This is a genomic window from Pantoea sp. C8B4, from assembly GCF_051336905.1.
Taxonomy (GTDB): Bacteria; Pseudomonadota; Gammaproteobacteria; order Enterobacterales; family Enterobacteriaceae; genus Pantoea; species Pantoea rwandensis_B.
Genome location: NZ_JBGMNK010000010.1, coordinates 102,027 through 115,171 on the forward strand (window position 1 = coordinate 102,027; position 13,145 = coordinate 115,171).

General features: G+C 53.3%; 13 protein-coding genes. 4 read left to right on the forward strand and 9 right to left on the reverse strand.

Annotation, left to right across the window (positions count from 1 at the left end):
• Positions 1-221: 221 nt before the first annotated feature.
• Complete coding sequence (locus tag ACCW76_RS14085) at positions 222-1,220, reverse strand: glycosyltransferase family 32 protein (protein WP_436338862.1); 999 nt, start codon at positions 1,218-1,220, stop codon at positions 222-224.
• 265 nt (positions 1,221-1,485) lie between these two features.
• Between ACCW76_RS14085 and ACCW76_RS14090 the strand changes: the two genes are divergently transcribed.
• Complete coding sequence (locus tag ACCW76_RS14090; RefSeq protein ID WP_436338863.1) at positions 1,486-1,833, forward strand: hypothetical protein; 348 nt, start codon at positions 1,486-1,488, stop codon at positions 1,831-1,833.
• Here the strand turns inward: ACCW76_RS14090 and ACCW76_RS14095 are convergent, their stop codons facing one another.
• The gene (locus tag ACCW76_RS14095; protein ID WP_436338864.1) at positions 1,834-2,529 is read right to left on the reverse strand and encodes a cysteine hydrolase family protein; all 696 of its coding nucleotides are present in this window, start codon (positions 2,527-2,529) and stop codon (positions 1,834-1,836) included.
• Positions 2,530-2,617: 88 nt separating this feature from the next.
• On the opposite strand from ACCW76_RS14095, the gene ACCW76_RS14100 reads away from it, so the two are divergent.
• Positions 2,618-3,619 (forward strand): GlxA family transcriptional regulator, encoded by a 1,002-nt coding sequence (locus ACCW76_RS14100; RefSeq protein ID WP_045833756.1) that lies wholly within the window; start codon positions 2,618-2,620, stop codon positions 3,617-3,619.
• Positions 3,620-3,816: 197 nt separating this feature from the next.
• On the opposite strand, the gene ACCW76_RS14105 is transcribed toward ACCW76_RS14100, so the two are convergent.
• Positions 3,817-4,305 carry a helix-turn-helix domain-containing protein gene (locus ACCW76_RS14105; RefSeq protein ID WP_038644237.1) on the reverse strand — a complete coding sequence of 163 codons (489 nt, stop codon included), beginning with the start codon at positions 4,303-4,305 and terminating at the stop codon, positions 3,817-3,819.
• Between the two features lie 322 nt (positions 4,306-4,627).
• On the opposite strand from ACCW76_RS14105, the gene ACCW76_RS14110 reads away from it, so the two are divergent.
• Positions 4,628-5,653 carry an alpha/beta fold hydrolase gene (locus tag ACCW76_RS14110; RefSeq protein WP_436338865.1) on the forward strand — a complete coding sequence of 342 codons (1,026 nt, stop codon included), beginning with the start codon at positions 4,628-4,630 and terminating at the stop codon, positions 5,651-5,653.
• A gap of 40 nt (positions 5,654-5,693) precedes the next feature.
• Here the strand turns inward: ACCW76_RS14110 and ACCW76_RS14115 are convergent, their stop codons facing one another.
• The 4 genes from ACCW76_RS14115 to ACCW76_RS14130 all read right to left on the reverse strand — a co-directional run bounded on the left by ACCW76_RS14115 (position 5,694) and on the right by ACCW76_RS14130 (position 9,957).
• The gene (locus ACCW76_RS14115) at positions 5,694-6,668 is read right to left on the reverse strand and encodes a GGDEF domain-containing protein (protein WP_045833758.1); all 975 of its coding nucleotides are present in this window, start codon (positions 6,666-6,668) and stop codon (positions 5,694-5,696) included.
• 114 nt (positions 6,669-6,782) lie between these two features.
• Complete coding sequence (gene hemB / locus ACCW76_RS14120; RefSeq protein ID WP_034819746.1) at positions 6,783-7,760, reverse strand: porphobilinogen synthase; 978 nt, start codon at positions 7,758-7,760, stop codon at positions 6,783-6,785.
• Positions 7,761-7,877: 117 nt separating this feature from the next.
• Positions 7,878-9,383 (reverse strand): glycine betaine/L-proline transporter ProP, encoded by a 1,506-nt coding sequence (gene proP, locus ACCW76_RS14125; protein WP_045814089.1) that lies wholly within the window; start codon positions 9,381-9,383, stop codon positions 7,878-7,880.
• A gap of 343 nt (positions 9,384-9,726) precedes the next feature.
• Positions 9,727-9,957, reverse strand: coding sequence for a hypothetical protein (locus ACCW76_RS14130; protein ID WP_436338866.1), 231 nt, complete (start codon positions 9,955-9,957; stop codon positions 9,727-9,729).
• Here ACCW76_RS14130 and ACCW76_RS14135 point away from each other — a divergent pair.
• A complete protein-coding gene (locus tag ACCW76_RS14135) occupies positions 9,956-10,423 on the forward strand; it encodes a hypothetical protein (protein ID WP_038644241.1) in 468 nt (155 codons plus the stop codon). The genes ACCW76_RS14130 and ACCW76_RS14135 overlap by 2 nt on opposite strands.
• Here ACCW76_RS14135 and ACCW76_RS14140 read toward each other — a convergent pair.
• Complete coding sequence (locus tag ACCW76_RS14140; protein WP_436338868.1) at positions 10,415-11,374, reverse strand: D-2-hydroxyacid dehydrogenase family protein; 960 nt, start codon at positions 11,372-11,374, stop codon at positions 10,415-10,417. The two genes, ACCW76_RS14135 and ACCW76_RS14140, sit on opposite strands and share 9 nt — an antisense overlap.
• A complete protein-coding gene (locus tag ACCW76_RS14145) occupies positions 11,349-12,953 on the reverse strand; it encodes an EAL domain-containing protein (protein ID WP_436338945.1) in 1,605 nt (534 codons plus the stop codon). Before ACCW76_RS14145 ends, ACCW76_RS14140 begins: the two co-directional genes overlap by 26 nt.
• Between the last annotated feature and the right edge of the window lie 192 nt (positions 12,954-13,145).

Below are 13,145 nucleotides of genomic sequence, written 5' to 3' on the forward strand. Positions count from 1 at the left end.
CGTCGCCATTAATGGCGATGCTACTGCGCGAATACGAAGTTCAGCTTGATGGTGAGGTTACAGCGCTAATGCCTGGCGCTGCGTCATGGCGTCGCTACAGCACTAACGCAAGGTTTTGCCTGATAGCGACGTTGCAATCCACATGCACGGATTGGGGGTTCGGCCACGAAACACCCCCATTGCGCGTTTTTTGCAGTGTACGCATTGATGCGCACCTGGCATTATTGAGCGGCTTTACCCGCTAACGTCGCTGCAGGTGTCCGGTTTTTCGGCTGCTCGTGCAGCAATACTTGCCCCAGCAGGCTATCGCTGTTGACCACGCCGTACTTCAGATGCGTCGCGATATATTTGCGGTCAAAGCTGGTGAGTTTGTACACCGGTGGCAACACCTCTGGTAAAGCATCCACCATCAGCATGCGGCTCAGTTTCACCGGACGCCAGCCGCTCAGCGTTTGATACAATAACGCACCGGCTTCCGCTTTGCGTAAGTAGAAGTTGTAGTGATTCTCTTCCCGCAGCGCCTGCTGCTGAGCGATATACACCACCAGATAATCCGGCGTCTTGATGCCCTGCAGAATGGTGTCGTAGTTCGGCAGCGCCAATAATTGCTGGAAGAAGGCCTCGGAGCCTAACTCCACAATCGGGCGGAAGCAGTGCAGCCAGCGGCCGATAAAGGCATTGTTTTTCGGCGCGGCGAGAAACCAGGATTCCATAACCGGATAAGCGCGATCGCGGGTGGATTCCTCGCGATAAAAAGCCACCAGGTCATAACGCTCATCCGCATTCACCGCTAACAGCTCATCAAGGCTGCGATTGAGGATAATGGTGGCATCCATCCAGATTCCGCCATAACGATGCAGCAGCTCCAGGCGAATCACATCGCTTTTGTGCGAAGCCCGCATCCCCGCGTGGACAAACTTCAGGTCGGGTAAATAGTCGTGCAGATTGAGATTGTTGATCACCGTCAGCGTATAGCCAGGGTTTTCACGGGCAATCTTGTCGATAAAAATCTGGACTTCAGCCGGGAGCTTTTCACTTTCCCAGTACATCCAAACCTGACGCGGAATGGGCGCTGGCGGATTAGCGCGAGCCTGCAAGTTGATATCCTGCTCGGCTGAGGGGTGGTAGGCGGGAAGGCGTTTGCGTGTGGTCAGTTTTTTTTCCGCCAGCAATGCCAGCGAAATCAAATGCATTTTAAGTTTATGGTTGGACATCATCATTCCTGTAACCCTGTCGGCCGCTATCCCAGCTTTTGCCGCTTTAAGGCGAAAAACTGGCCCTGTGACAGCGGGCACGATGAAGCGCGAATGGCGCGAAAAGTGGCTCAAAATTAACAAACAGCGCCGAACTGCTCAATAAATAAACTCTGAAAACGCTACTTTAAGAGAATACGCAGGCGGCGTTCATTTGCCGTGGGTGTTTAAGGGCTGTTAACCGATGAATCTGTTAAGATCGCCGCGTTTTTTCAAACAGGCCCATGATTCCATGTTCAAACTTAAATTCCTTCTACCCGTGCTTATCGTCATCAGCGCGGCTGTCTGGTGGCTGATGCCGCACTATAGCGATGAAGACAAAGGCTATTACATCGCCATGTTCTGCACCTTGACCCATGACGGGCGCGACAACTCACCCCAGGCAATGCAGCAGATCATTGAAGGCAGCAACTCGGACTATGCGCTGCAGAAAATTCATTTCCAGTCAGGTCTGGCAGAACATCTGCAAAGCGTGTGGCAGGATTTGTCAGCGGAGCAGCAACAGCAGGCGCGGCAGGACGGTCTGTCCTGCCGCAAGGTGATGTCTGAAAAGTTATTACCGGGTAAAGCAGTGCAGTGATTAATGAACGGGCAGCGCTAATACCGCGTCGGTGGTTTTGATCTCGGCAAACACATCAGCAACGCCTGCCAATGCGCTCTGCTGCAGCACCTTGTGATCGACCACCTTGTTATCCCAGGTCGCCAGATCGCGCGTAGCGGTGGCATCTTCCGGGATGATGACCGAGTAGCCAAGCGGTACGGCATCACGTGCGGTGGACGACACGCACATATGGGTCATCAGACCGGTGACAATTAACTGCTTGATGCCCAGACTGTCGAGTTGTTGTTTCAGATCGGTTCCCACGAAAGAACTCGGTGTGGCTTTGGTAATGACACGATCATTTTTGCCCGGTTGCAAATCCTTGTGGAATTCAGCGAAGCGGCTGCCTTTGGCGAACAGCGGGCCATCTGCCGCGCCTTCATGGCGGACGAAGAACACCGGCATGCCATGCTTGTGTGCAAACTCAACCAGGCGCTTACTGTTTTGCAACGCTTTCAGACCGTCTGGAATGGGCATTTTGCCGCCAGCGAAGTATTCGTTCTGAATATCAATCACGATGACCGCGGTTTGATTGGCTGTCAGCTGGCTGGTGGCGGTGGCACCGCTCATTGTACGAATGGTCGGTGCATTTTCAGCTTTGTGTTCTTCGGCAATAGCACTGCCAGAAATTGCCATCGCTAATGCTAAGGTTCCTGAAGCAAAAAAGTTTTTCATCGCTAATAATCTCTTTGAGTGAGAAGTCAGGGTGACTTCCGATGCACAGCAGTATGGCGATTGTGCCGAAAGTGAAGGAGTACTGCGCATGACAAATAACGTTCACTTTGCGCCAAAAATGGCGCACCTGGATGCGCCCATCAAGGTCGGTGTTGTGGTGTTTGACGACATCATCCCGTTTCATCTTTCCGTTCCCTGTGCGGTGTTTGAGAAGGCGGAACGCGAAGATGGCCGAGCTTGCTACCAGTTAATGATCTGTGCCACCCACGCCGGTCCGCTCCGCACCAACAGCGGTTTTTCGATTGTCGCGGAACATGAACTGGCTATGCTGGCCGAAGCGGATATGGTGGTGGTGCCCAGCTGGAGCGATCCTGCCGTTGCGCCACCGCCCGCGTTGTTGCAAGCGTTACAGCAGGCTGCCCAGCGTGGTGCTCAGATTGTTGGCTTGTGTCTTGGCGCCTTTGTGCTGGGAGCCGCTGGCTTGCTGCAACAGCAGCGTGCCACGACACACTGGCGTTGGATGAGTGATTTTGAACGGCTTTACCCCGATGTGACGATTGACCGTGACGTGTTGTATATCGACGAAGGGCAGATTGTGACCTCAGCGGGCACTGCAGCGAGTATTGATTGCTGCCTGCATCTGGTGCGTGAACAGTGTGGAGTGGATGTGGCCAACAGTGTGGCGCGCATGCTGGTGGTCCCGCCGCATCGGCAGGGCGGCCAGGCGCAATATATTGAGCAGCCGGTCTATCACTCGGCGGGCAACGATCGATTTATGTCGGCGCTCAGTTGGGCCACCGAAAATTTGCAGCAGGCCCTTACGCTGGATCAGTTGGCGGAGAGAGCGTTGATGAGCCGTCGCAGTTTTACGCGCCGTTTTAACCAAACCACCGGCAGCTGTTTCAGTGATTGGTTAGTGAACCAGCGCCTGGCATTGGCGCAGCGATTTTTGGAAAAAACCGACCAACCGATTGAGCTGATCGCTGAAAAAGCCGGATTCTCTTCACCGTTGATGTTAAGAAGACATTTTAAAAAGAATTTGAATACGTCTCCGTTACAATATCGGAAAACATTTCGTGGTCGGATGTGAATTAATGGTTTGTAAATCAACCTATTGATAAGAATGCATTAAAAATAGGGCGGCTAAAATTATTCCCGGCTCATTTTTGACAGGCTATCTGATGAGAAGAATATCTCAGCGTGATCAATGAGGGTTATTCTTAACAACGGATGGCGAACCATCCGTTGTTATGCAAATCCTGCAAAGAAAAATAGTTACGCGGTTTATTAACGCATCACACAATCAATGCGTGAGGGAAATTGACCTGAACGCAGCGATGGCGTTCTCACCTCTTTCATTTTCTCACTGCTGTTAAATCCATGCTTACGGCAAATCACGCAGGGATCAGTGCTCTCTTTTAATTGCTGCTCGGCTTCGCTCCCCAGCTGACGCTTACGGCAGTAGAGTGGGGTGCAACCCATCACTTGCTTAAAGGAGCGAGTGAACGATTGCTGGCTTTCAAAATGGTATTTTACGGCCAGGCTGATGATCGGTGCGTTGCTGTATTTCAGCTCGCTGACACAGCATGCCAGTTTCTTTTTACGGATATACCGTGCCAGCGTTTCATTATGATAGCGGGCAAATAATTTCTGCAAATACCATTTGGAATAACCCGATTTCACGGCGATATCATCAATGCTTAAGCGCTGATCCAGATTGTCCATAATCCATTTGGTCACCGAATCAATAACCCCTTCGTTGTATTTTTGCGGCATCTTTTTGATCCTCCATTAACTGGACACAGTGTAAAATAATTAATCTTTCCATTCATCCGATTAACGTAAAGTTTTATAAGGAATTGGCTGTTTTATTATTTGTCATCAAGACTGGTCTTGCTTTTAGTGAAATAAAGGCCGTTTTTGTTGAACCGATGTTGAATATTTAGCGTAATCACGTACGTTATTTTTAACTCAAATTTCCCATCGCTTTGCCGGGCTTAACAGTTTGAGAAAACGTGGCGCTGGCACACCTCATCAATACGTCCTGCCGATTAACGTGCCAGACTGATGGTTTTTTCATAGCTCAGGAGCAGTGCGCATGGCTTTTCGTTTCCCGATAAAACAGTCACTTGCCGTGATTTTGACGGCGATGGCAGCGCTACCCACCCCCTCTGCATTGGCGGCCAATGTTTATGGCGAACAGCTTGAAGGTTTTCATTACCCTTACACACTCGAGCATTTTAATTTCTCCTCTCAGCAGCAACCGCTGAGCATGGGGTATATGGATGTCAAACCCGCGCAGCAGGCCAATGGTCAAACGGTGGTGCTACTGCACGGTAAGAATTTTTGTGGTGCGACCTGGGAAGACACCATCAAAGCGCTTAGCCAGGAGGGATATCGGGTCATTGCGCCGGACCAGATTGGCTTTTGCAGCTCGACGAAACCTGCCAATTACCAATACAGCTTCCAGCAGCTGGCGCTGAATACCCATCAACTGTTAGCGCATCTTGGCGTGGCTAAAGCGGTGATGGTCGGGCATTCAACCGGTGGGATGCTGGCGACGCGCTATGCGCTGATGTATCCACAGCAGACACAGAAGCTGGTGCTGGTAAATCCGATTGGGCTTGAGGATTGGAAAGCCAAAGGCGCGCCGTGGCGCTCGGTGGATCAGTGGTATCAGCGCGAACTGAAGCTCAGTGCGGCGGGCATTAAAAAGTATGAGCAGACGACTTACTACAGCGGTCAGTGGAAGCCGGGGTACGACAAGTGGGTGGATATGCTGGCAGGCCTCAACAACGGGCCAGGCCACAAGAAGGTGGCGTGGAACTCTGCGCTCATTTACGACATGATTTTCACCCAGCCAGTCTATTACGAATTCAAAGACCTGAAAGTGTCGACAACGCTGATGATCGGAACCGCCGATACTACCGCGATTGGCAGCGATATCGCTCCGGCTGCGGTCAAAGCGCAGTTAGGTCATTACAATGTGTTGGGCAAACAGGTGACAAAGATGATTCCGGGGGCACATTTAATTGAGTTCCCAGGTATGGGGCATGCGCCGCAGATGGAAGAGCCGCAGAAGTTTAATCAGACACTGATTAGCGATCTGGCGCGTCCACTGTAAGGTGCGGTGGCAGAGGGGCGTGCTTATGCACGCCCTGGCATTACTGTGCCTGCTTTTTTTTGCCGTTTTTGGCTTCGTACATACGCGCATCGCTGCCTTCCAGCAGCTGTTCCAGCGACAGCGGATGGTCGGGGTCAAACTCCACGATGCCTGATGAGAAGTGCAATGCGTAGCGGCGGTCGAGATCCTGAGTTTGCTTTTGCAGGAAGCCATCAAAGCGCGCCAAAACGCCCTCAGCATCGGCCTGCTGTAAGCCGTTAAACAGCACCACAAACTCATCGCCACCCAGGCGCGCAAAGATATCAGCGTGGCGGAAACTCACTTTCATCGCATCCGCAAAATCCATCAATGCACGATCCCCCTCGCGGTGGCCGAGCGTATCATTGATGGCTTTAAAGCGGTCGAGGTCGAGGAAGGTCAGACTGGCCGGGAGTTGTTTGGCTTCGCACTCATTCAGCGCAAGCTGTCCCAGCGTCATAAATCCACGTCGGTTGGTGATTTGCGTCAGTTCATCCGAGGTCGCTGTCTGGAACGCCACTAACTCTGCTTCGGCCATCGCGGCCAAATCGCGCAGCGTATTCATATCATCCGCATTGAATTCGCGCGCATGGTGGTCGACGATACAGAGCGTGCCCACTTTGGCACCTGCGGGCGTACGCAGCGGACAACCTGCATAGAAACGCACCGGATTCTCTGAGGTATTCACCAGCGGATTATCGTGGAAGCGCTCATCTTCGAGGGCGTTTTCCACCACCATCACATCGTCTTGCAGGACGGCATGACCACAGAACGACGTATTACGGGGTGCGGTCGCCGCGCTTTGGCCTGCGATGGATTTGAACCACTGGTGGTCCTCCTCCAACAGGCTAACCAGCGCAACCGGCACGCCGAATAAACGACGGGCAAGGCGGGTTAAACGGTCAAAACGCTCTTCTGCAGGCGTGTGCAGAATGTTGAGCGCACGTAACTGGGCCAGACGACGTGACTCGTCCGCAGGCAGTGCAGGTGCTTTCATCGCGTTACTCTTTCTTTTGATTTATTCGGGTACAACTTCACTGGTGTTTTGCTGCCATAACGGCATAAAGCGCTTAGCAACGGTTGCGATATCCATTGCTAAGCGTAACGATTATCAGAGCACTTTTTGCTCGGCAAGATCAAGGGCAAAATAGCTGAAAATCAGGTCAGCACCGGCACGTTTAATCGCACCAAGACTCTCCAGAACCACATTACGTTCGTCGATGGCACCCGCCTGCGCGGCGAATTTGATCATCGCGTATTCACCACTCACCTGGTACGCAGCCAGCGGCAGAGTAGTGCGTTCGCGGATATCACGCAGGATGTCGAGGTAAGCACCCGCCGGTTTTACCATCAGTGAATCTGCCCCTTCGGCTTCATCGATCAGGGACTCGCGAATCGCTTCACGGCGGTTCATCGGATTCATCTGATAAGTTTTACGATCGCCTTTTAATGCCGTTCCTGCTGCTTCCCGGAACGGACCGTAGAATGAAGAGGCGAACTTGGTGGAGTAAGACATGATGGCCGTATCGGTGAAGCCTGCGGCATCCAGTGCCTGACGAATGGCTTTCACCTGGCCATCCATTGCCGCTGAAGGGGCGATAAAATCCGCACCGGCTTGCGCGGCGACCACGGCTTGTTTGCCGAGGTTAATTAATGTCTGGTCGTTATCCACGCCGTGATCGCACAGCACGCCACAGTGGCCGTGGCTGGTGTATTCACAGAAGCAGGTATCGGACATCACGATCATTTCTGGCACGGTGTCTTTGCAGATACGCGACATACGCGCCACCAGGCCATTCTCATTCCATGCATCGCTGCCGGTCGCATCCGTGTGATGCGAGATACCGAAGGTCATCACAGAGCGAATACCGGCTTTGGCGATACGCTCAATTTCATAGGCGAGACGTTTCTCAGGAATACGCATCACACCCGGCATGGCGTTAATCGGCACGTAATCGTCCACGCCTTCTTCAACGAAGATTGGCAGGGCCAGATCGCTCAGACGAAGGTGGGATTCCTGGAACATTTCACGCATTGATGCGCTTTTGCGCAGTCTTCTTGGACGTTGGAGAAGATTGAATTCAGACATGTTCGTACAACTTTTGCTGGTGAAAAAAGTGACAACAGTTTACCCCTTTTCGCCAGCGGGGATGAAGGATTGTGTGCGGAAACGAAAACTCCCGCCGGGCGGCGGGAGTGGGGAAGATTACTCGTTGATGTCCGGGTGCTGCTGCACCAGGTTTTTACGTTTAGCCTCGAGCTTAGCGATCTCTTCATCAATATCTTCGATTTTCTGCTCAATGTTGTCGTGATGCTCCTGCAGGATTTCACGCGCTTCTTCAATATCCGACGCCGCCGGTGTGGCACCGCGCAGCGGCTTGTTGGCGGTCTCTTTCATGTAGATACCGGTGATCAAACCAATCACCGCGACCACCATCAGATAATAAGCCGGCATATACAGATTGCTGGTTGTCTCAACCAACCACGCGGCGAAGGTCGGGGTTAAACCGGCAATCAGTACCGAGATATTGAAGGCACTGGCCAGCGCACTGTAACGAATGTGCGTTGGGAACATCGCCGGCAGCGACGAAGCCATCACGCCGGTAAAGGCGTTAAGGATCACCGCCAGCAGCAGCAGACCCGCAAAAATCAGCCCCAGCACGCCGCTGTTAATCAACATGAAGGCCGGAATCGAGAAGGCGAACAGCGCGATACTGCCGATGATGATAAACGGACGACGGCCAAAGCGGTCACTCAGCATGCCCATCACCGGCTGCACAAACAGCATACCCATCATGATGGCGATAATGATCAGTACACCGTGATCTTCCGAGTAGTGCAGGTTATGCGACAGATAGCTCGGCATGTAGGTCAGCAGCATGTAGTAGGTCACGTTGGTGGCAATCACCAGACCGATACAGGCCAGCAGACTTTTCCAGTGCTTGGTGGCGATCTCTTTGAACGATACTTTCGGGCCATCACGCAGACCTTCACGATCGCCTTGTTCCAGCTTATCAACGTGCTGCTGGAACGCCGGTGTCTCTTCCAGTGCGTGACGCAGATACAAACCGATGATACCTAACGGCAGCGCGAGGAAGAACGGCAGACGCCAGCCCCACTCAAGGAATTTCGCTTCGCCGATGACGGTGGAAATCAGCACCACCACGCCCGCACCCAGCACGAAGCCGGCGATGGAGCCGAAGTCGAGCCAGCTGCCCATAAAGCCACGCTTACGGTCCGGCGAATATTCCGCGACAAAGATCGACGCACCGGTATATTCACCGCCCACCGAGAAGCCCTGCGCCATTTTCGCCAGCAGCAGCAGAATCGGAGCCCAGATGCCGATGGTGGCATAAGAGGGGATCAGTCCGATACAGAAGGTACTGATCGACATGATGACAATGGTAATGGAGAGGATTTTCTGACGACCGTATTTGTCGCCGAGCATACCAAAGAACAGACCACCCAGCGGGCGAATCAGGAAGGGAACAGAGAAGGTACCCAGTGCAGCAATCATCTGCACGCTTGGCGACGCATCCGGGAAGAACACTTTACCCAGCGCATACGCGACAAAGCCATAAACACCGAAATCAAACCACTCCATCGCGTTGCCCAGAGACGCGGCGGTAATGGCTTTTCGCAAACGGGCGTCATCGATAATCGTGACGTCATCCAGCCCGATAGGTTTTACACGCTTCCTACGTAGTTTCATGATGTAACCCTGTATTGGAAATCGAAAAATCCTCAACGCTGCAGACTACATTTTGTGGCCAGTCCACGCCGTTGAGAAGATTTAAGCATAGCCGTGAAAGAGGATTTTATCCGGCATAGCAACGGTAATAATTAGGGGCGAAATGATTACGTCCCGCGACAGAGTATACCGATTTTGTGTGATATTTGTCATGTTTCAGCCAACAACTGGCTATTTTTTGGCTAAAACTCTGGCGGAATGACGGAGGAAACGCAGCTTATAAAATCCTGGTTATCGCGCGTCAGGCCGCGTAATGCGTGCGTTTCAGCCAGGAATGCATCAAAAGGGAGGCAAAGCGTGTCATTTATTTTTTTTCTGAAAAAACGCGGAGAAAATTTTGATGATAATCAGCGAGATCAACTGCGCATCGCTGATTGATTAATCCATTGTTCTGACAAGTGGCGGCTTGATTGCCATACCTGATTGTTGCGCAAATAAATAAGAATTTCTTATCATTAAGCGAAGCGGTAAGTTTGCTTGCCAGCTTGTCATCATTCGGTAATACTCTGCCGCCTGGCTCAGGTGGAGTGTTCATGTCGAGAAAAAACGCCCGATTGTTTGAGAATCCCTGGCTGTCGCAAATTGACAGTGTAGAAAGGAATCTTATCAATTATGCGCCTGATGCACGGCGAACGCTTGCCGATCCTGTGGCACCGATTGGCTGGATTGACTGCGGTGAACGCGCCGATGCCCAATTGGCGTTACTGGCCCAACAACCTGATGAGCTGCTGAAACGCCTGAAAACCTGGCGGCAGGCGGGATTGCTCACCAGCCAGGCGGCCGAGAGTTTGCGGCAGCTGCAACGCCTGACGCAAACCAGCATCGCGCGTAATCAACCCATTACCCAGCTTGATGAGTATCAGCAGTTGGTGGGACAGCTGACGCCGACCCTGGAACGTATTAACCAGCGCCTGAATGGCCAGCGCCCGCCGGTCACGCTGGCGGATGACACTCTGGAAGTGGCGCTGCGTATCGCCGAAAAACGCCGTCGTTCAGAGTAGCGAGCGCAGTGGTGCGCCGCTTATCCATCCCTGAATATCTTCCACTGCCTGCGTGAAGTAGGTGTGGTAATTGCTGTCGGCGACATAGCCAAGGTGCGGCGTGGCCAGCACATTGGGCAGATGGCGCAACGGGTGGTCAGCAGGTAGCGGTTCCTGTTCGAACACATCGATTCCGGCCCCAGCCAATTGACCGGATTGCAGCGCGGCAATCATCGCTTGCTGGTCGACAAGTGCGGCGCGTGAGGTGTTGATCAACAGCGCGCCCGGCTTCATCTGCGCCAGTGCAGCCTGATCAATCACGTGGCGCGAGCGCTCGCTGAGCACCAGGTGCACCGAGACAAAATCGCTCGCTTGCATCAAGGCGTGCAGCGAAGGCATCCGTTCTGCGCCACATTCGGTTGCGCGTGAGTCGGTGAGATTCTGACTCCATGCGCAAACGCGCATCCCAAAGGCCTGCGCCACTTTGGCCATCTCGCCACCGATTTTACCCAGCCCCACTAAGCCCAACGTTTTGCCCTGCAAACCGAGCCCCAGCGTTTGCTGCCACGGCCCGTTATTGCGCAGTGCCTGGTTTTCTACCCCGATGTGGCGAGCCAGCCCAATCAGCAAACCCCAGCTGAGCTCCATCGGTGCAGCGCTGCTGCTGGCGGTGCCGCACACGGCGATATAACGCTCGGCACAGGCATGCAGATCAATCGAGGCATTACGCATGCCGGAGGTGACCACCAGTTTCAGGTTAGGCAAGCGACCAATCAGTTCGGCCGTGAGCGGTGTGCGCTCGCGCATGATGACCAGAATATCGGCGTGTTCGATGTGACGAATCAGCTCATCTTCATGATCAAAATGCCGGGTCAGTGCGGTGGTGTGGACAGTAGGTTGCAGCGATGCCCAATCGGCTAGCGACAGGGCAACGTTTTGGTAATCATCAAGAATGATGCAATTCAGGCTCATGGGATTCCTCAACGAGAAGTGGCTGGCGCCCTTGCTCATTGAGCCAGGCGCGGAGCCGGTCATTATCCATCGGACGGGCATAATAGTAGCCCTGGATGTAGACAACGCCACGTTGCTTCAGGTACTCGAATTGCAACGAGGTCTCCACCCCTTCACCGAGCACGTCCAGCTTGAGTTTGTGGCACAGATTAATGATGGCATCCAGCACCGGTGTTTCTACCTCAAGACCTTCAATGGCGTTAATGAAGCCGCGATCGATTTTCAGGTAATCCAGCGGGAAGGTCAGCAGATAAGAAAGTGAGCAGTGGCCGGTACCAAAGTCATCAATCGCCACTTTCATGCCGTGTGACTGCAGGTAGCGGAGTTTACGCGCCACCAGTTCGCCGTCATCAATCAGGCTGCGCTCAGTGAGCTCCAGCGTCACCACCATCTGCTTGTCTTTAATGCGGCGGGCAAAGCGCTGAATGTCCTGCACGAAATCGGCATGTTGCAAGTGTTCTGCCGCCACGTTCAGGCCAATATGGAAACCGGGCTCAACCTCCCAGCCCTGAATATCTTCCGCCATCAGATCCAGCAAATGCTGGGTCAGTTGCACAATTATCCCTTCAGATTCGGCGTGGCTGATAAAGATATCCGGACGGATCATCTCACCATTCGGCAATTGCCAGCGCAACAGGGCTTCCGCGCCTTTGCAGCGCTCGATTTCCGTGCTGTAAACCGGCTGGTAATGGACCGAGAATTGACGGCTACGCATCGCGCGGCGGATTTCATCGGCCCACGAAATGCGGCGGCGCAGCCAGTTGGCGGTCAATACCATCAGCAGGATAGAGAAAATTGCCGCCATCGGCAGGAAGATAAACAGCGCCTGACGCCAGGCCTTCAGCAACTCGGAGGCGGGCACGGTGACATTCACGCTAATGGGGTAGCGGCTGGATTCGGCCTGATAAGGCTCGCTTTTCAAATACAGCTCGGGCTCGATATCGGCAGGGCCGCTGGTAATCGGTGCGCCGCCGCTAAAGCGCATGCTCATTTGATAGCCACGTGACTCGCCAATAGCGTGCATAAAGTCCATCAGATACTGGCCATCAATCACCGCCCAGAAGCCGGTGCTGTCTGGCAGTTGACGCACGAACACCACGGCAGGTCGATTGGGCACGCCGTAAGTGCCACGAATGGAGATGCTCCACCAGGCTTTGCCGGTGATCGGCGGCGGTTGCATCATCATCTGGGTCAGTGTGCCATTGGCTAAACCAAAGGCAGACGAGCAGCTAATGTTCTCGCCACTCAGCAGACCAACGGAACGGAAATAGGCGTTGAGGGTGCCAGCACGCTGCAGCTGATCCTCGATCTTCGCACAAGGCTGATAATGGTATTGACGCAGCTGGGTGATCATATCCCAGGCGTTATCACTCATTTTTTCGGCTTGAGTGAGTAAGGAGTTAGCGGTGGAGATCTGCTGCTGGCTCACCGTGTGCCGCGCTTCAATGGCCGTACAAAGGATGCCCAGTACCAACGGTAATAACCCGGCACAGACAATTAACAGCCAGCCAAAATCGCGATTTTTTCTTTGCGGTGGCACCTGACTTTCCTCGGTCATTTTAAGCAGCAGATGAGGGCTAAGCTGCGGCGTCAGCAGCATAACACTTCCAGGGGCCGTGCATATTAGCGTTTTGCTTTTGCTCTGGACTGACTCAGGTCAAATATCGGCGTCGCTTTGCGTTAATTGACAATGTTTTGCCGTTATTGGCATTTCCCAGCGGGAAAAGCGCTG